The sequence below is a fragment of the Cupriavidus sp. GW823-FHT07A04 genome (genome assembly GCF_058794615.1).
Genome location: NZ_JBXAHA010000008.1, coordinates 187142 through 207758, shown reverse-complemented (window position 1 = coordinate 207758; position 20617 = coordinate 187142). Strand labels below are relative to the sequence as shown.

Annotated in this window: 17 protein-coding genes; 7 read left to right on the top strand and 10 right to left on the bottom strand. The window is 67.2% G+C overall.

The window, feature by feature from the left end:
- Positions 1-9 precede the first annotated feature (9 nt).
- The 3 genes from AC1Q7Q_RS15915 to AC1Q7Q_RS15905 are packed head-to-tail and all read right to left on the bottom strand — an operon-like array spanning position 10 to position 4738.
- Positions 10-2640, bottom strand: a complete 2631-nt coding sequence (locus tag AC1Q7Q_RS15915; protein WP_492374764.1) for a branched-chain amino acid ABC transporter ATP-binding protein/permease — start codon at positions 2638-2640, stop codon at positions 10-12.
- Entirely contained in the window at positions 2637-3515 is an 879-nt protein-coding gene (locus AC1Q7Q_RS15910) for a branched-chain amino acid ABC transporter permease (protein WP_492374765.1), read from the bottom strand. Before AC1Q7Q_RS15910 ends, AC1Q7Q_RS15915 begins: the two co-directional genes overlap by 4 nt.
- Positions 3516-3559: 44 nt before the next feature.
- Positions 3560-4738, bottom strand: coding sequence for an ABC transporter substrate-binding protein (locus AC1Q7Q_RS15905; RefSeq protein ID WP_492374766.1), 1179 nt, complete (start codon positions 4736-4738; stop codon positions 3560-3562).
- A gap of 323 nt (positions 4739-5061) precedes the next feature.
- Between AC1Q7Q_RS15905 and AC1Q7Q_RS15900 the strand changes: the two genes are divergently transcribed.
- Genes AC1Q7Q_RS15900 through AC1Q7Q_RS15885 form a run of 4 tightly spaced genes read left to right on the top strand, consistent with a single transcriptional unit; the run spans position 5062 to position 7747 of the window.
- Complete coding sequence (locus AC1Q7Q_RS15900) at positions 5062-6048, top strand: polysaccharide deacetylase family protein (protein WP_492374767.1); 987 nt, start codon at positions 5062-5064, stop codon at positions 6046-6048.
- 13 nt (positions 6049-6061) lie between these two features.
- Positions 6062-6874, top strand: a complete 813-nt coding sequence (locus AC1Q7Q_RS15895; RefSeq protein WP_492374768.1) for a GntR family transcriptional regulator — start codon at positions 6062-6064, stop codon at positions 6872-6874.
- 22 nt (positions 6875-6896) lie between these two features.
- The gene (locus tag AC1Q7Q_RS15890; RefSeq protein ID WP_492374769.1) at positions 6897-7532 is read left to right on the top strand and encodes a flavin reductase family protein; all 636 of its coding nucleotides are present in this window, start codon (positions 6897-6899) and stop codon (positions 7530-7532) included.
- Between the two features lie 32 nt (positions 7533-7564).
- On the top strand, positions 7565-7747 hold the full coding sequence (locus tag AC1Q7Q_RS15885; RefSeq protein ID WP_492374770.1) for a hypothetical protein: 183 nt from the start codon (positions 7565-7567) through the stop codon (positions 7745-7747).
- Between the two features lie 43 nt (positions 7748-7790).
- Here AC1Q7Q_RS15885 and AC1Q7Q_RS15880 read toward each other — a convergent pair whose 3' ends face one another.
- The 7 genes from AC1Q7Q_RS15880 to urtA form a co-directional block, all read right to left on the bottom strand.
- The gene (locus AC1Q7Q_RS15880; RefSeq protein WP_492387185.1) at positions 7791-8129 is read right to left on the bottom strand and encodes a zinc ribbon domain-containing protein; all 339 of its coding nucleotides are present in this window, start codon (positions 8127-8129) and stop codon (positions 7791-7793) included.
- 74 nt (positions 8130-8203) lie between these two features.
- Entirely contained in the window at positions 8204-9433 is a 1230-nt protein-coding gene (gene fmdA, locus AC1Q7Q_RS15875; RefSeq protein ID WP_492374772.1) for a formamidase, read from the bottom strand.
- A gap of 82 nt (positions 9434-9515) precedes the next feature.
- Positions 9516-10205, bottom strand: a complete 690-nt coding sequence (gene urtE, locus AC1Q7Q_RS15870; RefSeq protein ID WP_492374773.1) for an urea ABC transporter ATP-binding subunit UrtE — start codon at positions 10203-10205, stop codon at positions 9516-9518.
- A 27-nt stretch (positions 10206-10232) separates the two neighbouring features.
- Positions 10233-10976, bottom strand: coding sequence for an urea ABC transporter ATP-binding protein UrtD (gene urtD / locus AC1Q7Q_RS15865; RefSeq protein ID WP_492374774.1), 744 nt, complete (start codon positions 10974-10976; stop codon positions 10233-10235).
- Positions 10977-11005: 29 nt separating this feature from the next.
- Positions 11006-12187, bottom strand: coding sequence for an urea ABC transporter permease subunit UrtC (urtC, locus tag AC1Q7Q_RS15860; RefSeq protein WP_492374775.1), 1182 nt, complete (start codon positions 12185-12187; stop codon positions 11006-11008).
- A 44-nt stretch (positions 12188-12231) separates the two neighbouring features.
- Complete coding sequence (gene urtB, locus AC1Q7Q_RS15855) at positions 12232-13146, bottom strand: urea ABC transporter permease subunit UrtB (RefSeq protein ID WP_492374776.1); 915 nt, start codon at positions 13144-13146, stop codon at positions 12232-12234.
- 147 nt (positions 13147-13293) lie between these two features.
- Positions 13294-14517 carry an urea ABC transporter substrate-binding protein gene (gene urtA, locus AC1Q7Q_RS15850; protein WP_492374787.1) on the bottom strand — a complete coding sequence of 408 codons (1224 nt, stop codon included), beginning with the start codon at positions 14515-14517 and terminating at the stop codon, positions 13294-13296.
- Positions 14518-14856: 339 nt separating this feature from the next.
- Here urtA and AC1Q7Q_RS15845 point away from each other — a divergent pair, with 339 nt between their 5' ends.
- The 3 genes from AC1Q7Q_RS15845 (at position 14857) to chrA (ending at position 20615) form a co-directional block, all read left to right on the top strand.
- Entirely contained in the window at positions 14857-18201 is a 3345-nt protein-coding gene (locus AC1Q7Q_RS15845) for a hybrid sensor histidine kinase/response regulator (RefSeq protein WP_492374777.1), read from the top strand.
- Positions 18185-19069 carry a response regulator gene (locus AC1Q7Q_RS15840; RefSeq protein ID WP_492374778.1) on the top strand — a complete coding sequence of 295 codons (885 nt, stop codon included), beginning with the start codon at positions 18185-18187 and terminating at the stop codon, positions 19067-19069. The genes AC1Q7Q_RS15845 and AC1Q7Q_RS15840 overlap by 17 nt, the downstream gene beginning before the upstream one ends.
- Before the next feature lie 184 nt (positions 19070-19253).
- Complete coding sequence (gene chrA / locus AC1Q7Q_RS15835; RefSeq protein ID WP_492374779.1) at positions 19254-20615, top strand: chromate efflux transporter; 1362 nt, start codon at positions 19254-19256, stop codon at positions 20613-20615.
- Positions 20616-20617 lie beyond the last annotated feature (2 nt).

Here is a 20617-nt window from a genome sequence, read left to right as displayed (position 1 = left end):
CCGCCGGGTTCAGTGCCCGCCCAGGTACGCCTGCGCCAGCGCGGGATCCCGCGCCAGTTCGTCCGCCGGCCCGCTGGCCACTACGCGGCCTTCCTCCATCACATAGCCGCGATCGGCCAGCGCCAGTGCCAGCGCGGCCATCTGGTCCACCAGCAAGATGCTGATCGAGGCCTCGCGCAGCTGGTCCAGCGAGGCGAACAGCTCCGCGATCACCTTGGGCGCCAGGCCCAGCGATGGCTCGTCGAGCAGCAACACGCGCGGGTTCGACATCAGCGCGCGCCCGATCGCCAGCATCTGCTGCTCACCGCCGGAGAGCAGGCCGGCACGCTGATGCTGGCGCTCGCGCAGCCGCGGGAAGCGGGTCAGCATGGCTTCGACCCGCTTGACCATTTCCATATGGGACAGCGGACCGGACGGAAACGCGCCCAGCCGCAGGTTGTCGAGCACGGATAGCTCGGGGAACACCTGCCGGCCTTCCGGCACCAGCACCACGCCCATGACCGCGATGCGCTCGGCGTCCAGCCGCGCCAGGTCCACGCCGTCGAAGGTGATGCCGCCCTGCACCGGGCGGTGCAGGCCAGACAGCGCACGCATCAAGGTGGATTTGCCCGCGCCGTTGGCGCCCAGCAGCGCCACCAATTCGCCTTCGCGGACCTGCAGCGCCACGTCGTGCAGCACCGGCGCTGCGCCGTAGCCCGCGCTGAGTGCATTTACACCCAGCACTTCGCGCAGCGCGTCGGACGGCACCTTGCGCGGGCGGGCTGCCTGGGCGCTGTCTTGCCCGGGCAACACCGTGGCCTCGCCCAGGTAGGCGCGGCGCACGTGCGGATCGCTGCGGATGGCCGCCGGCGTGCCCGCCGCCAGATGCTGGCCGGCATCGATGACGACAATGCCGTCCGACACGTCCATCACCAGCGACATATCGTGCTCGACCAGCCCCACCGCAATGCCGCTGTCGGCAATCCTGCGCAGCAACGCACCCAGCCGCGCCTTGTCCTCGCGCGACAGCCCGGCGGCGGGCTCATCGAGCAGCAGCACCGCGGGGCGGGTGGCCAGCGCGCGCGCAATTTCCACCAGGCGCTGGTCCACGTGCGCCAGGCCTGCCGCACAGGCGTCCGGGTCGCCGGCATAGCCGCACGCGGCAAGCAGGTCCAGCGCTTGCTGGCGCACCGCCGGCGCGGTGAAGCCCGCGATACCCAGCAGCGCGCCAAGCCGCCCGCGCCGCAAGGCGATGGCCACGTTGTCGGCCGCGCTCATGCCGGCGAACAGCTGCGAGGTCTGGTAGGTGCGGGCGATGCCGTTGCGCGCGCTATGGCAGGCGCCGCGCGCGGGCAGCGCGGCCTGGCCCAGGCTGCGGCCGCCGGCGCGCGGGCGGTAGTAGCCGGACAACAGATTGAGCACCGTGGATTTGCCCGCGCCGTTGGGGCCGATCAGGCTGGTCACCGCGCCGGCGGGCATGACGAAGGAGAGATCGTCGACCGCGCGCACGCCGCCGAACACCATGGACAAGCCCTGCGCGGAAAGCCCGCGCTGCCTGGCGGCGGGCAGGGCGGCCAGGGAGGGGAAGGCGGGCAAGCTGGCATCGGCACCTTCACCCGAGGCACGATGCCGCGCACGGGCGCGTTGCCATAGCTGGCCGATCACACCGGCGATGCCGCCCGGCGCAACCCACAGGACCAGCAATAGCAGGCCGCCGAAAAACAGCAGGCGCAGGTTCTCCAGGCTCGACAGCAGCTCCGGCAAGACGCCCACCACCACCGCGCCCAGTACCGGCCCGGCCACCGTGCCCGCGCCGCCGATCATGACCACCAGCACGAACAGGATCGATTGCAGGAAGGAGAACATGCCCGGCGTGACCATGCCCTGCAGCGGCGCGAACAGGCCGCCGGCCAGCCCGGCGAGCGCGGCCGAGAAGGCAAAGCCCACGGTCTTGACCACGAGAGGATCGATGCCGATGGACGCCGCCGCCGTCTCGCTGTCGCGCACCGCGCGCATGGCCGCGCCCCAGGCGCCGCGCGAAATCCGCGCATAGGCCGCGAGGGCAATCGCCAGCACCGCCAGCGCAATCAGCGCGAGCGCGCGCTCGCCGCCATCCACGCCCGGCAGCGAAGGCTGGGCGATACCCATCAGGCCGTTCTGCCCGCCGGTGAGCGCGCGCCACTCGACCGCGCCGTGCTCCACGATAAAGCCGAAGGCGATGGTCACCATCGCCAGGCCGGGCCCTTTCACGCGCAACGCCGGCAGCGCCAGCAGGGCGCCAGTGACCGCGGCGATCAATGCGCCCACCGGCCACGCCGCCCAGAAGCTCCAGCCGGCCGGGCCGGTGAGGATGGCCACGGTGTACGCGCCAATGGCATAGAAGGCCACGTGGCCGAACGAGATCTGCCCCGTCAGCCCTAGCAGCAGGTTCAGGCCCACGCCGCAGATCGCCAGCATGGCCACCCCGGCGATGACGAAGACGAAGTAACCGTTGACCAGCAGCGCGGCGGCACCGGCCACGATGAGGGCCAGCGCCATCGCGCTTACCTGCAGCGGCGTGCCCAGGCCCAGCAGCGGCGAGCGCGCGCTCGCAGGCGCGGCGTGCGGTGAGGCGGTGCGCGGCGCGCCACCGCGCGTGGATGTCAGCGTGGAATCGTTCATACCTTGCGCACCTCCGCGCGTCCGAACAAGCCGTCCGGCCGCATGGCCAGCAGCAGGATCACCAGGGAGAAGGTGATGATCTGGGTGTAGCCGGAGCCGAGCGAGGCCGTCACCAGCGCCTCCGCCACGCCGAAGATCAGGCCCGCCACCATCACGCCCCAGGCGCTGCCGAGCCCGCCCAGGATGGCAACGGCGAAGGCCTTGAGGCCAAACACCGTGCCCATGTCGGACTGCACGTTGAACAGCGGCGCGATCAGCACGCCGGCGATGCCGGCCAGCAGCGTGGACAGCGCGAACGCCGCCGCTACCAGGCGCCGGATCGGAATGCCCATCAGCCGCGCGGCGTCGCGGTTCTGCACCACCGCCAGCATCGCCACGCCCCAGCGCGAGCGGCGCAGCACCAGGTGCAGCACGCCGGCCAGCGCAAGCCCGATCACCGGGATCAGCAACTGCAGCGGATACACCCCGAGGCCCGTGTCGCCGAGCCGCATCGCGGAGGTGGCAAGCGGCGAGGGCAGGCTGCGCGGCTCGGTGCCGAAGGTCAGCATCACCACGTTATCGAGCACGATGCCCAGCGCCACCGTGGCCATCAGCCAAGCGTTGGAGCCGCGGCTGGCAAACGGGCGCACCGCCAGGAACTCCACCGCCAGCCCGTACAGCGCGCACAGCGCCAGTGCCAGCACCACCGCCAGCGGCATCGGCCAGCCCAGCGTCTGGGCGAAGGTGTAGGTCAGCACCGCGCCCAGCATCATCGAGCTGCCCTGCGCGAAGTTGACTGTGGCCGAGACCGCGTAGGTAATGTGAAAGCCGAGCGCCATCAGGCCGTACATGCTGCCCAGGCCGAGGCCGCTGATCAGGGCGGAGATCCATAACATGGTGAGTCCTTGTTGTGACGCCAGCACCTTGTTGAAATGACCGCTTACTTCGCCACCGGCACGATCCGGTTGTCGATGAACTGCGCCCACACATAGTCGTTCTCGCTGAGCGCGTCGTGCGACTCGAGCGAAAACGGCTTCACATACGTCTTGATCAGGCCTTCATAGCGGTCGATCTTGTAGAAGCCCTCGCGTACCGCGTCGCCCTTGGTCGAGCCGGCGCGCGCAATGGCCAGCGCGGCAAGCTGCGTGGCATCGTAGGCATTGGCCACGCCCACGGCCGGCGTGATGTCGTCCGGCCCCTTGATGTCGCTGTACTTCGCCTTGAGTTCCGCCACCACGCGCGTGCTGACCGGCGAGGGCGAGCCGAAGAAGCTATACGTCTGCACGAAGTGCACGTTCCTGGCATTAGGTCCGGCCAGCTCGGTGAAGCGTCCGCCGGCGGGGCCCCAGTGCGATACCACCGGCACCTTCCAGCCCATGCGGTCCAGCGACTTGACCACCTGCGCCGACGGCCCCACGTTGCCGACCATGAACAGCACGTCGGCGCCGGCCGCTTTCAGGCGTCCGAGCTGCGGCACCACGTCCACGTCATTGGCCTCGAACTTCTCGATGCCCGCGGGCTTCATGCCCTTGGCGGACAGCGCCGCCACGATGCCCTTCTCGTTCGATTCGCCCCAGGGGTTGTTGACGAGGATCAGGCCGGGCTTGCTGGCATTGAAGCGCTTCTGCGCGTATTGCAGCATGGCCTTGTCCACGACCTCATCGACCGCCGAGACGCGGAAGGCGTAGTTGGGGTTGGCGCCATTGCGCGTGATCGGCGTGCCCGCTGCCCACGGGCCCATGAACGGCACCTTCTCCTGGTTGGCGACCGGCACGATGGCCATCGACACCGGCGTGTCCAGCCCGCCGAACAGCACCGCCACCTTCTCCTTGTAGATCAGCTCGCGCGCGGCCAGCACGCCCTTGGCGGGATTGCCTTCATCGTCGCGCCGCACCAGCTCCAGCTTGCGCCCGCCCAGCAGGCCACCCTTGGCGTTGATCTCGTCGATGGCGATGGTCATGCCGCGCGTGAGCGACTCCCCAGCGCGGGCGGACTGGCCGGACAACGCGGTGACCAAGCCGATCTTGATGGTGTCGGCGGCCAGCGCGGGCAGGGCCGGCATGGCGCAGGCGGCAATGGCGGTGGCGGCGAGCAGGGCGCGGCGTGAGACGGTGGACATGGCGGTTCTCCGGAAAGGAATGCGGCAAGAGGGAAGGGTCGGCGACGCGTGGTGTCCCGCTCGCAAGAGCCATGCCATACGTCGACAAACCACTCGAATATCGTTCAGCGATAGTGAAATCAATGTGTCTACGATATGGCCTAATTTTTGCGAACGATATGCATGACAACTTGCATACGATCAACCCGGTGCCATGCCTGCACGATGTCGGTGCCGGATGCCCCCGGATGTCCCCCCGATGCCCCGGATGGCGCCAAAGCGGGGCATGGCCGGCGCTGGCGGTTCCCCTGCATTGGCAAAGACGCATTGAGGCGATCCAGAAGATGACGCATAACCCGACTCCTTCCGCCGCCCAGGCACCCGGCGGCCCCCACGGTGCGGCGCCCGGCCCCGAGTACGGGCCGCTGCGCACGCACGGGCGCTTTGGCTACCGGCCCATCACCGATGTGGACGCCTACCGCTGGCCCGGCGGCGCCAACCTCGCGGTCTACCTGGGCTTCAATATCGAGCACTTCGCTTTTGGCGAGGGGCTGGGTGCCAACCTGGGACCGGTCGCGCCGCAGCCCGACGTGCTCAACTACAGCTGGCGCGAGTACGGCAACCGCGTGGGCGTGTGGCGCTGCCTGGAGTTGTTCGACCAGCTGGCGCTGCCGGCCGGCGTGCTGATCAACACCGCGCTCTACGATCATTGCCCTGAGGTGGTCAGCGCTTGCCTGGCACGCGGGGACGAACTGATCGGGCACGGCCACACCAACGCACGCCGGCAAAGCGACCTGGACGAAGCCGGCGAGCGCGCGTTGCTGCTGCATTGCCGCGAGCGCATCGCCGCGCACGCAGGCGCCGCGCCATCGGGCTGGCTGTCGCCCTGGATCGCCGAGACCGCACTCACGCCCGACCTGCTGGCCGAGACCGGCTACCGCTACACGCTCAACTGGTGCCACGACGACCGCCCGGTGCGCATGGAAACGCGCGGCGGCCCGCTATGGTCGATTCCCTATCCGCAGGAGCTCAACGACATCCCGATGATCGTGGGCCGCCATCTGGACGGCAGCGCTTTCGCCGACATGATCATCGACCAATTCGACGAGATGCTGGCGCAGGCCTGCCACGCGCGGCATCCGCAACCGCTGGTGATGGGCATTGCCTTGCATCCCTACCTGGTGGGCCAGCCGTATCGCCTGCGCCACCTGCGCCGCGCGCTGGCGCATATCGCCTGCAGCCGCCGGCAGGGCAAGGTGTGGTTCACCACGCCCGGCGCAATTTGCGACCACCTCGACCAAGTGGCGCCGCTGGCCGCCGCTTCGCGCTAACATCATGCGCTCCATGTCCCCGACCAACGTCATGCCTCGCATCGCCTCGCCCCGCACCGCCCAGCCGAAAGCGGCAACGCCAAAAGCCGTCAGACAGAAGCCCGACGCGGCGCCCGTTGCTGCAACCTCGAAGGACGCCGGCGCCGAGCTCGGCGGCGACGCTGACGCGCGCATCTACCAGTCCATCTTCGATGGCGTGCTCAACCACCGGCTCACGCCCGGCACCAAGCTGCCAGAGCCGGAGTTGTGCCAGTTGTTTGGCGTAGGCCGCGCGGTAGTGCGCCGCGTGCTGGAAAAACTGGCGCACGATGGCATTGTCGACCTGCGCCCCAACAAGGGCGCGGTCATCGCCGAGCCCACGCCGGCCGAGACCAGCCAGATCTTCGAAGCGCGCCGCGCCATGGAGCGCGTGCTGGTGGAGCTCGCCGTGGCTCGCGTCACGCCCGCCGACCTGCGCGAGCTACGCCAGCAACTGGCCGCCGAGCACGAGGCCATGCACCGCTTCGACCAGCCCTCATGGGCGCGGCTGGCAAGCGGCTTTCACCTGCGCATCGCCGCGCTCGCGCGCAACCCCGTGCTGCAGCGCTACCTCACTGAACTGGTCTCGCGTTGCTCGCTGATCGTCGGCCTGTACGAGCCGCCGGGCCATGCGCCCTGCGAGCACGACGAGCACGCCGCCATCGTGGACTGCATCGAGCGGCGCGACGCCACCGGCGCCGTCGAACGGATGGAGTCGCACCTGCGCGAGCTGGAGCAACGCATCGAAACGTCCCGCATGCAGGGCGAGAAGAGCCTTGCGCAGATGCTGGGCCTGGCCGGGGAGTAAGGCCGAATCACAGGAAACAAGCATGGAAATCGATTTCGAGGCCATCACCGAATACCAGCGCTACAAGCTGATGGCCAGCCTGATCGTGCCGCGCCCGATCGCACTGGTCACCACGCTGTCGGAAGACGGCACCGTCAATGCCGCGCCGTTCTCGATGTTCAACATGCTGGGCGAGGAGCCGCCCATCGTGATGATCAGCATCAACCGCCTGCACGACGGCGCGCTCAAGGACACCGCGGCCAATATCGTGCGCACCGGGGAGTTTGTCGTGCACCTGAGCGATGAAGCGATGGCGGAGAAGATGCATGGCTGCGGCGAGCGCTTGCCGCCGGAGCAGAGCGAGCTCGCACGCGTGGGGTTGACGTCGCTGCCATCGAGCGCGGTGGCGCCGCCGCGAATTGCCCAGGCGCCGGTGGCGTTCGAGTGCACCCTGTGGGAAACGCTGGAGACGACCAGCCGGCAGATTTTCATAGGCCGCGTGCTGCGGCTGCATGCGCGCGACGATCTGATCGATACGCAGGCCTGGCGCGTGCGGCTGCAGAACTACTTTCCGGTGGGACGATTCGGGGCCAGCTTCTACGTCACCACGCGGGATCGGTTCTCGATGGAGAAGGAAGCGGGCGTGGTGACGGCGACCACGGCGGTGGACGAGATGTGAGCTGGCTGCTCTTGCAACAAGGATCAATGGCTATGCATAAGATGTCAGATGAAGACTACTTCGAATCGAGCGATGGTTCGATAAGGATCTGGATCGAGCAAGATTCGTCCATCCAGATCAAGGTGGTTGCTAAACATGATGACCCCGTGGAGCTTTCGGCGCAGGAGGCTATTGCGTTGGCAACCGTGCTTCAAGCGTTTGCGGGGCGGATCTAGCCCAAGCGCAGGCCAATCACATCCGCCCGACCGGCACTGGCAGCTAGTGGCTGATCATCCAAGGACGCCCGGCAGGATTCCCCTTCGGCGCATTTGCCGCCGCCGCCGGCGCCCCGGCCAGGTTCACCTTTTTCCCACAACAGCCACACCCCGCCCCATGCCCACCGCGCGCCGACTCCCTCGGCGCAGCGGCACTGCGTTCATTAATCGCATGCGCTCGCCGCGATGCGGCCGGCATGCTGGCCAGCGATGGCGCCGCAACCAGCGCCCGTTCAGAGAAGCTGCCGCATGACGGGCAAGCGCAAGGCTCATCGCGCCGAGCGATGGGCCGCATCACGGCAAATACGCCGCAATCCTGGCAGCGGTAATCGTAGGTCGGCATCCGGCACTCTCCGCTAGTTGTTTCATGACAGGCAGCCGGGCACGCCATCGCGCGATGGCGCGTCCGGCAGGGCATCACACGTCCTGCGAGATCGGCAGATCCACATCGCCCCCGATGTGTTTGACGGGCCCTTGCGCGCTAGGTCGGATATCGAAGTCGAAGATCTGCGTCGGCAGCCACAGCGTGGCGCAGGCGTTGGGGATGTCGACCACGCCGCTGATGTGCCCTTGCACCGGCGCCGTCCCGAGGATCGAATAGGCCTGCGCCCGCGAGTAGCCGAACTTGGTCATGTACTCGATGGCATTCAAACAGGCTTGGCGATAGGCCACATGCACGTCCAGGTAATGCTGCTGGCCGGCTTCGTCCACCGAGATGCCTTCGAAGATCAGGTAGTCGTTGTAATTGGGCGTGATGGGGCTGGGCTTGAAGATCGGGTTCTTGATGCCGTACTTGGCCATGCCGCCCTTGATCAGCGACACGCGCATATGCACCCAGCCGGCCATCTCGATGGCGCCGCAGAAGGTGATTTCGCCATCGCCTTGCGAGAAGTGCAGGTCGCCTACCGACAGGCCGGCGCCATCGACATAGACCGGGAAATACACTTTGGCGCCGCGCGAGAGGTCCTTGATGTCGCAGTTGCCGCCATGTTCGCGGGGGGGCACGGTGCGGGCGCCGTGGGCAGCTGCCTGGTCGCGTGCGTCGCCTTGCAGGCGGCCCATGTGGGCGGTGGCGGCGAAGGGCGGGTTGGCCAGCGGCGGCACGCGGTCGGGTTCGGTGGCGATGAAGTCGATCTCGCGCTTGTTCCACGTCTCCAGCAGCGCCTTGTCCGGCATGCAGCCGATCAGGCCAGGGTGGATCAGGCCGGCGAAGTTGACGCCGGGGATGTGGCGCGAGGACGTGTAGAGGCCGTGGAAGTCCCAGATGGATTTTTGCGCGAGCGGGAAATGGTCGGTGAGGAAGCCGCCGCCGTTCTGCTTGGAGAAGAAACCGTTGAAACCCCACTGGCTCTCCGCCTTGGCGCCGATATCTAGCAGGTCCACCACCAGCAGGTCGCCGGGCTCGGCGCCTTCCACGCCGACGGGGCCGGTCAGGAAGTGGACGATGGACAGATCGATATCGCGGACGTCGTCGGCGGAGTCGTTGTTCTTGATGAAGCCACCGGTCCAGTCGTAGGTTTCCAGGATGAAGTCCTCGCCAGGCTTGACCCAGCAGGCCATCGGGATGTCCGGGTGCCAGCGATTGTGGACGTTGGGATTCTCGTACGGGGATTCGGCCAGATCGACCTTGATCAGTGTGTCCGTCATGACATGCCTCCTGATGGGTGTTGGGTGTGAAGAAGGTGAAGAAGGTGAGGAAGGTGAAGCAATCGCAGAAAAACGCCGCTGCCTAGACCGACAGCAGTTGCCGGATGCGCTCGACATCGGTGCCGTCGCGGTGCGTCTCGTGCACGAAGCGGCCCCCTTCGATCACCAGCAAGCGGTCCGCCACGTCGAGCGCAAAGCTGAGCACCTGCTCGGAGAAGACGATGGTGATGTCGCGCGTGCGGCGGATCTCGTTGAGCGCACGCGCGATGTCCTTGATGATCGATGGCTGGATGCCTTCGGTAGGCTCGTCCAGCAGCAGCACCTTGGGGTTGGCCACCAGCGCGCGCGCAATCGCCAGTTGCTGCTGTTGCCCGCCGGAGAGGTTGCCGCCCTTGCGCCGGCGCATGTCGAACAGCACCGGGAACATGGCGAAGATATCCTCGGGGATACGGCGGCTCCTGCCTTGCTCCATGCCGGTGAGGATGTTCTCTTCCACCGTGAGGTGCGAGAAGATCATGCGGCCTTGCGGCACGTAGGCCAGGCCCGCGCGCACGCGACGGTAGCTTTCGTCCTGCGCCACGTCGCGGCCATCCACGCAGACTTGGCCGGAGCGCACGGGCAGCATGCCGATCATGGCCTTGAAGAGCGTGGTCTTGCCCATGCCGTTGCGACCCACGATGGCGATCGTCTCGCCCTGCGCGGCGGCGAAAGACACCCCGTGCAGCGCTTCGCTTTGGCCGTAGTTCACGACCACGTTGTCGACTGTGAGCATGCTGCTCTCCTAGGGTTTGGTGTCAGATCAGTGGCCAAGATAAACGTCGATCACGCGCGGATCGTTCTGCACCTGCTCCATCGAGCCTTCGGCGAGGATCTTGCCCTGGTGCATTACGGTGACCTTGTCGGCAATGCGCTTGACGAAGTCCATGTCGTGCTCGATCACGATCACCGCGCGGCCTCGGCTGATGCGCTTGAGCAACTCGGCGGTCTGCTCGCGCTCGCGCACGCTCATGCCGGCAATGGGCTCGTCCAGCATCAGCAGTTGCGGCTCCTGCATCAACAGCATGCCGATCTCCAGCCACTGCTTCTGTCCGTGCGAGAGTTGCGCGGCTTCGCGCTCCAGCGCATCGGCCAGGCCGATCTCGGCGGCTACGTCGGCCACGCGCTGGCGCACCTCGGGCGTGGTGCGGAAGCTCAGCGCGCCGAACACACCACGGCTGCGGGGGAACGACACGGCCAGGTTCTGGAACACGCTCAAGTTCTCGTAGATGGAGGGTGTCTGGAACTTGCGGCCCACTCCGGCGCGCACGATCTGGTATTCGGGCAGGCCGGTCATCTCGCGGTTGCGGAATTTGATGCTGCCGCCGGTGGCGCGGGTCTTGCCGCAGACCAGGTCGAGCAGCGTGGTCTTGCCGGCGCCGTTGGGGCCGATGATCACGCGCAGTTCGTCTCGATCCACATAGAGCGTTAGCTTGTCGATGGCGCGAAAGCCATCGAAGGACACGGTCAGGTCCTCCACCGCCAGCATGAAATCGGTATTGCTCATGGTGTCTTCCTCGCTTCGGACGGATGGCTTCAAGCGGTACGGCCGGGGATGTCTTCGGCGGGCGGCGTCGCCGTGGCCGGCTCGGCCGAATTGGCAGAATTGGCCGGCTGCGACGGGCTTGCGACGGCTTTGCGCCGCGACATGTATTTGCTATAGAGCCCGGCCAGCCCGTCGGGGAAGGCCACCACCACGCCAATAAACAGCGCCGCCATCAGGAACAGCCACAGGTCGGGGAAGCTCTCGGAAAAATACGTCTTGCCAAAGTTGACCAGCAGCGTGCCCCACACCGCGCCCACCAGGCTCATGCGCCCGCCCACCGCCGCGTAGATCACCATCTCGATGGAGGGCACGATGCCGACGAACGACGGCGACATGAAGCCCACCTGCAGCGTGAACAGCGCGCCGCCCACCGCGGACAGCGCCGCCGCCAGGCAGAACACGAAGACCTTGAACATTGCCACGTCATAGCCGGAGAAGCGCACGCGGTCTTCCTTGTCGCGCATCGCCAGCAGCAGCACGCCGAGCTTGCTGCGCTGGATCCAGCGGCACAGGGCGATGGCGCCGAACAGCAGCACCACGTTGGCGAAGTACAGGATCACCTTGGCGCTGTCGCTGCGGATGTCCCAGCCCAGCATGGTCTTGAGATCGGTGATGCCGTTCACGCCGCCGGTAAAGCCTTGCTGGCCGATGATCAGCACCGAGAGGATCAGCGCCACCGCCTGCGTGATGATGGCGAAATACACCCCGCCCACGCGCCGCCGGAACATGGCAAAGCTGACGATGAAGGCGAGCGCCACCGGCACCGCGATCACGCCGGCCAGCGCGAGGGGCAGGTGGCGGAACGGCTCCCACCACCAAGGCAGCGCGGTGATCTGGTTCCAGTCCATGAAGTCAGGAATGCCGGGCGTGGACTGGATCGCGGTGCTCTTCACGTCGGACGCTTCGAGCTTAAGGAACATCGCCATGGCGTAGCCGCCCAGGCCGAAGAACACGCCCTGGCCAAGGCTCAGCACGCCGCCGTAGCCCCACAGCATGACCAGGCCTATGGCGACGAAGGCGTAGCTCAGGTACTTGCCGACGAGGTTGAGGCGGAACACGTCGAGCGCCAGCGGCATGATCACCAGCAGCACTACGGCCAGCACCAGGTGGCCGGCGAGTTCGCCGCGCAGAAATCGGCGTGCCGCAGGCGCGGCGGAAGAGGAGGGTGACATCACAAGCTCCTGTGCAGTGCTTAACGTCTTGTTGAGGGGTGTTGTCAACGCCGCACCGCCGGCGCAAACAGGCCTTGCGGGCGGATCATCAGGATCGTCACGATCAGCAGCAGCGTCAGCACGCGCGCCATCGAGCCGGTGAGGAAGAACTCGCTGATCGATTGCGCCTGGGCAATGCCGAAGGCCGACGCCACCGTGCCGAGCAGGCTCGCCGCGCCGCCGAATGTGACCACCAGGAAGGAGTCGACGATGTAGAGCGAGCCGCTGGTGGGCCCGGTGGAGCCGATGGTGGTAAATGCCGCGCCCGCCACGCCGGCGATGCCGCAGCCGATGGCAAAGGTGAGGCGGTCGGTGCGCCGCGTGTTGATGCCGGCCGCGTTGGCCATGGCGCGGTTGAGCGTGGTGGCGCGCACCCGCAGGCCCCAGCGCGAGCGGTACAGCGCCAGCCACACCATGCCGGTGACGAACAGCGTCAGCGCCATCACGAACATGCCGTTGATGGGAATATCCAGCCCCTGCGCCGGTGCCCACGAACCCATCAGCCATTCGGGCAGGGTGGGGCTGACCTCCTTGGGGCCGAAGGTGGAGCGGAAGGTCTGCTGCATGCCGAGTGACAGGCCCCAGGTTGCGAGAAGGGTATCGAGCGGGCGGCGATAGAGGTGACGGATCAGCGCCCATTCGGCCAGCCAGCCCGCGCAGAACGCAAGGGCGAACGCCGCGCCGATCGCCAGCGGAAAGTAGTAAGGCATCCACGACGGCGCAAGGCGCTCGGTCAGCGTGGAAGCCAGGAAGATGGTGTAGGCGCCGATCGTCATGAACTCGCCGTGGGCCATGTTGATTACGCCCATCTGGCCGAAGATGATGGCCAGGCCCAGCGCCATCAGCAGCAGCACCGAGAACAGGCTCAGGCCGGCAAAGCCCTGCATGAGGCCGATATTCAGCATGTCGGATAGGTTCATCGTGCGCTCCGCCATCGGTAGAAGATAAGTTCGCCAGCTGTGCAAAACGAAGCCGGCAAGATGCGCCAAAGCCGTCTGCCATGACGACGGCTTTTACTCCTTCTCCCCTCAAGGGGAGAGGGAGTAAATCAACGTGGACCAATCCGCTTACTGGTAGCCCTTCGGGAACGGATTGGGCGGGATCAGCGAAGGCGATTCCGCCACCACCTTGAACTGCCCGTCCAGCTGCGCCAGGCCCACGCGCGTCTTGCTCCACAGGTGGTGGTTGGGGTCGACCTTCACATAGCCTTCCGGCGCGGTCTTCAGCTCGATGCCGGGGGAAGCGGCAACCACCTTGTCGATGTCGAAGGAGCCGGCCTTCTCCACCGCGGCCTTCCACAACCAGGGGCCGAGGTAAGCGGCCTGCGTCACGTCGCCGATCACGGACTTGGCGCCGTACCTGGTCTTGAACGCATCGACGAAGGACTTGTTGTTGGCGTTGTCGAGCGACTGGAAGTACTTCATGGCCGCATAGAAGCCGGCGATGTTCTCGCCGCCGATGCCCAGCACTTCATCCTCGGTCACAGAGATGGTCAGCAGGAACTGCTTGTCGGCGGTGATGCCCGCGGCCTTGAGCTGTTTGTAGAAGGCCACGTTGGAGCCCCCCACCACGATGGCGTAGATGCAGTCCGGCTTGGCGATCTTGATCTTGTTGATCAGCGAGTTGAAGTTGGTGTGGCCGAGTGGGTAGTACTCCTCGCCCACCACCTTGAGCTTCTGGAAGTTCTCGATGTGCTTGCGCGCGATCTTGTTGGAGGTGCGAGGCCAGATGTAGTCGGAGCCGATCAGGAAGAAGCTCTTGGCGTTCTTCTGCTTTGCCGCCCAGTCCAGGCCCCAGATGATCTGCTGCGTGGCTTCCTGGCCGGTGTAGATGACGTTTTTCGATTGCTCCAGCCCTTCGTAGAACGTCGGGTAGTAGAGCAGGCCGTTCTCCTTTTCGAAGATCGGCAGCACGGCTTTGCGCGAGGCGGAGGTCCAGCAGCCGAACACGGCCGCCACGCGGTCGTTGACCAGCAGCTTCTTGGATTTCTCGGCGAAGGTGGGCCAGTCGGAGGCGCCGTCTTCCTTGATGACCTTGATCTTGCGGCCGAGGATGCCACCCGCCGCGTTGATCTGGTCGATGGCCAGTTGCTCGGCCTGGATCGAGCCGGTCTCGGAAATCGCCATGGTGCCGGTGGCCGAGTGCAGTTGGCCCACGGTGACCTCGGTGTCGGTGACGGCCAGCCTGGTGGTGTTGGCAACGGCGGTCGGCACCGCCGCGCGTGCCGAGCCGCTGAGGCCGGCCACGCCGGCGAGCGACAGGGCCGGCAGCGCGGCCAGGCCCTGCATCATGCGCCGGCGCTGCCGCGAGACCGCGCCGGCGGCATCGGTACGGGTATCGGCATCTTGGGAAGAAAGGGACCCGTTCGTTTCTTTGTCACGCATGATCGACGCTCCTTGGAGGCGTGGTGAGGTAAGACGGCGTTGGCCGGTTAGCGGTGGCTGTGAATGACCCTGCGGCTGGATCATGGTGCAGCGCAGCGCTAGCTTCCATACGTCATTCAACGTACGTGCATGCGCCCCCCGGGCGAGTGACGGGCGTTACGATTGGTGCCCTTCACCACGGTGCTCGGCACAGCTCTTGCATCTGCCGACACGCCCACGCGCGCACCCTCCGGAGTCACCGCCCCCATGCCAGCCGCCAGCCAGCCCGTACAGCGCATCAGCAAGATCCGGCGCGACTACAACCGCTGGGTCGCCGACGAGACGCTGGAGGACTACGCGCTGCGTTTTGCACCAAGGACGTTCCGCAAGTGGAGCGCATTTCGCGTGGCCAATACCGCTTTTGGTGCAGTGGCCTTCCTGGCGCTGGAGGCGATCGGTGCGGCCATCACGCTGAGCTACGGCTTTACCAATGCGATGTGGGCCATCGGCGTGGTGAGCCTGGTGATCTTCCTGACCGGGCTGCCGATCTCTTATTACGCGGCCCGCAACGGCGTTGACATGGACCTGCTGGCGCGCGGCGCGGGTTTTGGCTATCTCGGCTCCACCATCACGTCGCTGATCTACGCCAGCTTCACCTTTATCTTCTTTGCGCTGGAGGCGGCCATCATGGCGCAGGCCTTCGAGCTGCTGTTCGGGCTGCCGCGCGCGCTGGGCTACCTGCTGTCGGCGATGGTGGTGATCCCGCTGGTCACGCACGGCGTCACGCTGATCTCGCGCATCCAGTTGTGGACCCAGCCGGCATGGCTGTTGCTGCTGGCGCTGCCCTACGCGGTGATCTGGTGGCGCGAGCCGGGGCTCTACACGGATTTCCTTTCCTTCAACGGACGCCTGGCCGAAGGCGATGGCTTCTCGTGGCATGCCTTCGGCGCCGCCGCCACGGTCACCGCCGCGCTGATCGCGCAGATTGGCGAGCAGGTGGATTTCCTGCGCTTCATGCCGGAACTCACGCCGAGCAACCGCTGGCGCTGGTGGAGCGCGTTGATTGCCGCCGGCCCGGGCTGGATCGTGCTGGGCGCGGCCAAGATGGCGGGCGGGGCATTTCTCGCCTTTGTGGCGTTGCAGGCCGAGGTGCCGATCTCGCACGCGCTGGAGCCCACGCAGATGTACCTGGCCGGTTTCTCGCGCGCGCTTGGGCGAGCGTGGCCGGGCTGGGTGGCGGTGGTGCTGACCGGGCTGTTCGTGCTGCTGTCGCAGACCAAGATCAACATCACCAATGCGTATGCCGGATCGCTGGCGTGGTCGAACGTGTTCGCGCGGCTCACGCACAGCCATCCCGGCCGCGTGGTGTGGCTGGCGTTCAATGTACTGATTGCCGTGATGCTGATGGCCATGGGCGTGTTTGAGGCGCTGGAGCAGGTGCTGGCGCTCTACGCGCACCTGGCGGTGGCGTGGGTCGGCGCCATCGTCGGGGATCTCCTCATCAGCAAGCCGCTCGGGCTGTCGCCGCGCACCATTGAGTTTCGCCGCGCCTACCTGTTCGATATCAACCCGGCTGGCTTCGGCGCCATGATGATGGCCTCGGCAGGATCGATGCTGGTCCACCTGGGTGCGTTCGGCGAGACGTTGCGCCCGGCGTCGATCGGGGTGGCGCTGGTGCTGGCCATCGTCATCCCGCCGCTGATCGCGTTCGCCACGCAAAGCCGCTATTTCATCGCGCGCACACCAGTGGATTTTGGCCCGCGCCACAAGGTGGTCCGCTGCACCATCTGCCGCAATCCGTTCGAGGTGGAAGACGTGGCTGCCTGCCCGGCGTATCGCGGGCCGATCTGCTCGCTGTGCTGCACGCTGGACGCGCGGTGCGGGGACCGCTGCAAGCCCGGCGCCAGCGCGCAGGAGCAGATCGTCACCGCGCTCACGCGGGTGCTGCCGGTCGGCACGCCGCCGGTGATGGCGCGCCGCATCGGCCAGTTCTGCCTGGTGCTGGCCGGCATGGTGTTTGTGTTCGGCACCTTCCTGTGGCTGCTGTACACGCAGGAGCAGTTGTCGGGCGCGCTGGCGGCGTTGCCACGCACGGGGCTGTTCATCAAGATCTTCGCCGGGCTGCTGCTGTTCGCGGCGGTGGCCGCGTGGTGGCTGGTGCTGGCCAACGAGAGCCGGGGCGTGGCGCAGGAGGAGTCGGAGCGGCAGAACATGCTGCTGCAAAAGGAAATCGATGCGCACCGCCACACCGACGCGCTGCTGCAAGGTGCCAAGGAGGTCGCGGAGAAAGCCAACCTGGCCAAGAGCCGCTTTATCACCGGCATGAGCCACGAGATGCGCGCCGGGCTGAACTCCATCCTCGGCTACTCGCAACTGCTGTTGCGCGCGGGGCCGCTGCCGCCCGCGTTGCGCGAGGACGTGCGCACCATCGGGCGTGCGGGAGAGCATCTTTCCAGCTTGGTCGATGGCTTGCTGGAGCTGTCTCGCATCGAGGCTGGCAAGCTGCGCCTGGCGCAGGAGGCGGTGGCGCTGGAGGGCTTGTTCGGCGAACTGGTGCGGATGTTCCGGCCGCTCGCTGCGGCGCGCGGGCTGGCTTTTCACTACCGCGTTGAAGGCGTGCTGCCCACGCACGTGCACGGGGATCCGAAGCGGCTGCGCCAGATCGTCATCAACCTGGTCAGCAACGCCATCAAGTTCACCGAGCAGGGTGCCGTCACGCTGGCCGTGCGGCACCAGCGCGAGATGGCCACCATCGTGGTAAGCGACACCGGCCCCGGCATCGACGCCGCGGACCAGGAGCGCATCTTCGATCCCTTCGAGCGCGCCGGCGGCCACGACGACCGCGATGGCATCGGGCTGGGCCTGGCCATCGTGCGGCTGCTGGCCGACCTGATGGGCGGCGAGATCCGCGTGCGCAGCGCGCCCGGCGCCGGCAGCGAGTTCACGGCGCGGCTCTACCTGCCGACGGTGACGGCGCCGGTGGCGCGCAGGCCCGCGGCGGTGGGCACGCGGTTGCCGGCCGATGCGCGCGTGCTGGTGGTGGACGATCGCGCGGCGCATCGCGCGGTGCTGCTCGGTTTCCTGGCGCCGCTGGGGCTCGTGGTCGATGCGGTGGGCGAGGGCGCGGCGGTGCTGCCCGCGGTGCAGCGCCTGGACCCGCAACTGGTGCTGCTGGACCTGAACCTGCCCGATGCATCCGGCTGGGACCTGTGCCGCCTGCTGCGCGCGCTGCCGCGTGCCCCGCTGGTGGTGATCGTCTCGGCCAACGCGCACGAGAACACCGAGGAGGCGCGCGCCACGCACGGCTATTTTGCCTTTGTCAGCAAACCGGTGCGCGAGCCCGAACTGATCGAGGTGGTGCGGCGCGCGCTGGCCAGCGTGGCGCTGCGCGAGAGCGCGGCGGCTGCATTGCCATCCTCGGAGCTCCTGCGCGAGTTGCTGCTGCTCGGGGCCACCGGCCGCCAGCGCGCGCTGGAGGCGCAGCTGTCCGAGCTGGCCGAAGGCACGGACGCAGCCGCCGCATGGGCGGCGCGCATGCTCGCGCTGGCACGCATCGACGGCGCTGCACTGACACATTCACTTGGCGAGGCGCTCCATGATTCCCGTTCCTGAGCTGCAGACCCGCGTGCTGGTGGTGGACGACAACGCCGACGCGCGCGGCTTGCTCACCCGCGCCCTCGGCGGCGAAGCCATGGCGGTGCACGCCGCCCACAGCGGCAACGCCGCGCTCGACGCGCTGGCGTTCTTCGAGCCGGACGCGGTGCTGCTCGACGTGGACATGCCGGGCATGGATGGCTTTGCCACCTGCGCGGCGCTGATGGACCGTCACGCCGATCTGCCGGTGATCTTCATGACGGGGCTGGGCGAGACCGGTCACATCGTGCGCGGTTTCGAGGTGGGCGCGTGCGACTACGTGACCAAGCCGGTGGCGATTGCCGAAGTGGTGGCGCGGGTGCGCTCGCACGCGGCCAAGGCGCGGCTGGCGCGCAGTGCGCGCGCGGCGGTGCTGAGCAGCACGGTCGCGATGCTGGCGGCGGATGCGGGCGGGCAGCTGATGTGGATGAACGCTAGCGCGGCAGCCCTGCTGCAGACACAGGGCTGGGCGCAGGGGCTGCCGGGCGAGATGTTGCCAGCGCAGCTGGTGGCTACGCTGTGGGCATTGCAGGAAAACGCAAGCATGCAGGGCCTGCCGCTGGGCGGACTGCGCCTGCGCAGGCTGACCGCCGTGACGGCAGGCGTGATGGTGGTGGAACTGGCCGCGCAGGCGGCAACGAGCGAATCGGCGGCGCCAAGCGAGTTGACTCCACGCGAGGCGGAGGTGATGGTGTGGGTGGCGCGCGGCAAGACCAACCGCGACGTGGCCGAGATCCTGGGCATGAGTCCGCGCACGGTCAACAAGCATCTCGAGCACATCTACGAGAAGCTCGGCGTGGAAACCCGCACAGCTGCCGTTGCGGCCGCGCAGCGCGCTCTGGGCTAGGTCAGAGCTTCCGGTGTGAGCAGGTGTGATCAGGCGTGGCGGTGGTGCGCCCTGGCCGCGCCGTCATGATCGCGGGCCGTATCCTCCATGCGGCCGCGTGGGTGATTGGCAGCATGCTGACACAAGCCTCTGCTATCTTTAGGCACCCAGCCCGTTGCTGGACACCATTCCCACATCGGCTCCCATGCAAGCTACGACCACCACGCCAGACACCGCCGCCCCGGCCGCCATCACCTTGCGCCAGGCATTCTGGTACTGGCTCAAGCTGGGCTTCATCAGCTTTGGCGGCCCGGCCGGGCAGATCGCCATCATGCACGAGGACCTGGTCGAACGGCGACGATGGATCTCCGAGAGCCGTTTCCTGCACGCGCTTAATTACTGCATGGTGCTGCCCGGGCCAGAGGCGCAGCAGCTGGCAACGTATATCGGCTGGCTGATGCACCGCACCTGGGGCGGGGTGATCGCGGGCGGGCTGTTCGTGCTGCCCTCGTTGCTGATCCTGATGCTGCTGTCGTGGATCTACATGCGCTTTGGCGAGGTGCCGGCGGTGGCGGGGGTGCTGTATGGCATCAAGCCGGCGGTAACGGCCATCGTGATGTCGGCGGCGTGGCGCATCGGCTCGCGGGCGCTGAAGAACAGCTGGCTGTGGGCGATCGCGGCGGCTTCGTTCGTCGCCATCTTCGCGCTGGAATTGCCGTTCCCGGTCATCGTGCTGGTCGCGGCCTTGATCGGCTACGCGGGCGGCCGGTTCGCGCCGGCGCGCTTTGCCAGCGGGGGTGGCCATGGCGCGGGCAAGACCGGTTTTGGCCCCGCGCTGTTGGACGACCACACGCCCACGCCGCAGCATGCGATGTTTACCTGGAAGCGCTTCGGGCTGGTGCTGGCGGTGTTCCTCGCGATCTGGGGGCTGGCGCTGGGCGCGCTGGCCTGGCGCTACGGCTGGCAGGGCACGCTCACGCAAATGGGCTGGTTCTTCACCAAGGCCGCGCTGATGACCTTTGGCGGTGCCTATGCGGTGCTGCCCTATGTCAACCAGGGCGCGGTGGCGCACTACCACTGGCTTAGCGCGCCGCAGATGATCGACGGCCTGGCGCTGGGCGAAACCACGCCCGGCCCGCTCATCATGGTGGTGGCCTTCGTTGGCTTCGTCGGCGGCTGGACGCAGGCGGTGTTCGGTGCCGATGCGGTGGTGGCGTCGGCCGTGGCGGCGGCGACGGTGGTGACGTTCTTCACCTTCCTGCCGTCGTTCCTGTTCATCCTGCTGGGCGGGCCGTTCGTGGAGAGCACGCACGGCAACCTGAAGTTCACCGCGCCGCTGACTGCCATCACGGCGGCGGTGGTTGGCGTGATCGTCAACCTGGCGGTGTTCTTTGCCTATCACGTGCTGTGGCCCGCCGGGCTGCAAGGGCGCTTCGAGTGGCCGTGCGCGCTGATCGGACTGGCCGCGGCGGTGGCGTTGTTCCGCTTCAAGGCCGGCGTGATCCCGGTCATCCTCGCTTGCGGAGGCGCCGGGCTGGCGCTGGTGTTCGCGCGCGGCATGGCCTGAGC

Excerpts from the sequence above, each read along its gene's own strand:
- AC1Q7Q_RS15915 (WP_492374764.1), bottom strand. The coding sequence starts at position 2,640 with ATGAACGATTCCACGCTGACATCCACGCGCGGTGGCGCGCCGCGCACC.
- AC1Q7Q_RS15910 (WP_492374765.1), bottom strand. The coding sequence starts at position 3,515 with ATGTTATGGATCTCCGCCCTGATCAGCGGCCTCGGCCTGGGCAGCATG.
- AC1Q7Q_RS15905 (WP_492374766.1), bottom strand. The coding sequence starts at position 4,738 with ATGTCCACCGTCTCACGCCGCGCCCTGCTCGCCGCCACCGCCATTGCC.
- AC1Q7Q_RS15900 (WP_492374767.1), top strand. The coding sequence starts at position 5,062 with ATGACGCATAACCCGACTCCTTCCGCCGCCCAGGCACCCGGCGGCCCC.
- AC1Q7Q_RS15895 (WP_492374768.1), top strand. The coding sequence starts at position 6,062 with ATGTCCCCGACCAACGTCATGCCTCGCATCGCCTCGCCCCGCACCGCC.
- AC1Q7Q_RS15890 (WP_492374769.1), top strand. The coding sequence starts at position 6,897 with ATGGAAATCGATTTCGAGGCCATCACCGAATACCAGCGCTACAAGCTG.
- AC1Q7Q_RS15885 (WP_492374770.1), top strand. The coding sequence starts at position 7,565 with ATGCATAAGATGTCAGATGAAGACTACTTCGAATCGAGCGATGGTTCG.
- AC1Q7Q_RS15880 (WP_492387185.1), bottom strand. The coding sequence starts at position 8,129 with ATGCCGACCTACGATTACCGCTGCCAGGATTGCGGCGTATTTGCCGTG.
- fmdA (WP_492374772.1), bottom strand. The coding sequence starts at position 9,433 with ATGACGGACACACTGATCAAGGTCGATCTGGCCGAATCCCCGTACGAG.
- urtE (WP_492374773.1), bottom strand. The coding sequence starts at position 10,205 with ATGCTCACAGTCGACAACGTGGTCGTGAACTACGGCCAAAGCGAAGCG.
- urtD (WP_492374774.1), bottom strand. The coding sequence starts at position 10,976 with ATGAGCAATACCGATTTCATGCTGGCGGTGGAGGACCTGACCGTGTCC.
- urtC (WP_492374775.1), bottom strand. The coding sequence starts at position 12,187 with ATGTCACCCTCCTCTTCCGCCGCGCCTGCGGCACGCCGATTTCTGCGC.
- urtB (WP_492374776.1), bottom strand. The coding sequence starts at position 13,146 with ATGAACCTATCCGACATGCTGAATATCGGCCTCATGCAGGGCTTTGCC.
- urtA (WP_492374787.1), bottom strand. The coding sequence starts at position 14,517 with ATGATGCAGGGCCTGGCCGCGCTGCCGGCCCTGTCGCTCGCCGGCGTG.
- AC1Q7Q_RS15845 (WP_492374777.1), top strand. The coding sequence starts at position 14,857 with ATGCCAGCCGCCAGCCAGCCCGTACAGCGCATCAGCAAGATCCGGCGC.
- AC1Q7Q_RS15840 (WP_492374778.1), top strand. The coding sequence starts at position 18,185 with ATGATTCCCGTTCCTGAGCTGCAGACCCGCGTGCTGGTGGTGGACGAC.
- chrA (WP_492374779.1), top strand. The coding sequence starts at position 19,254 with ATGCAAGCTACGACCACCACGCCAGACACCGCCGCCCCGGCCGCCATC.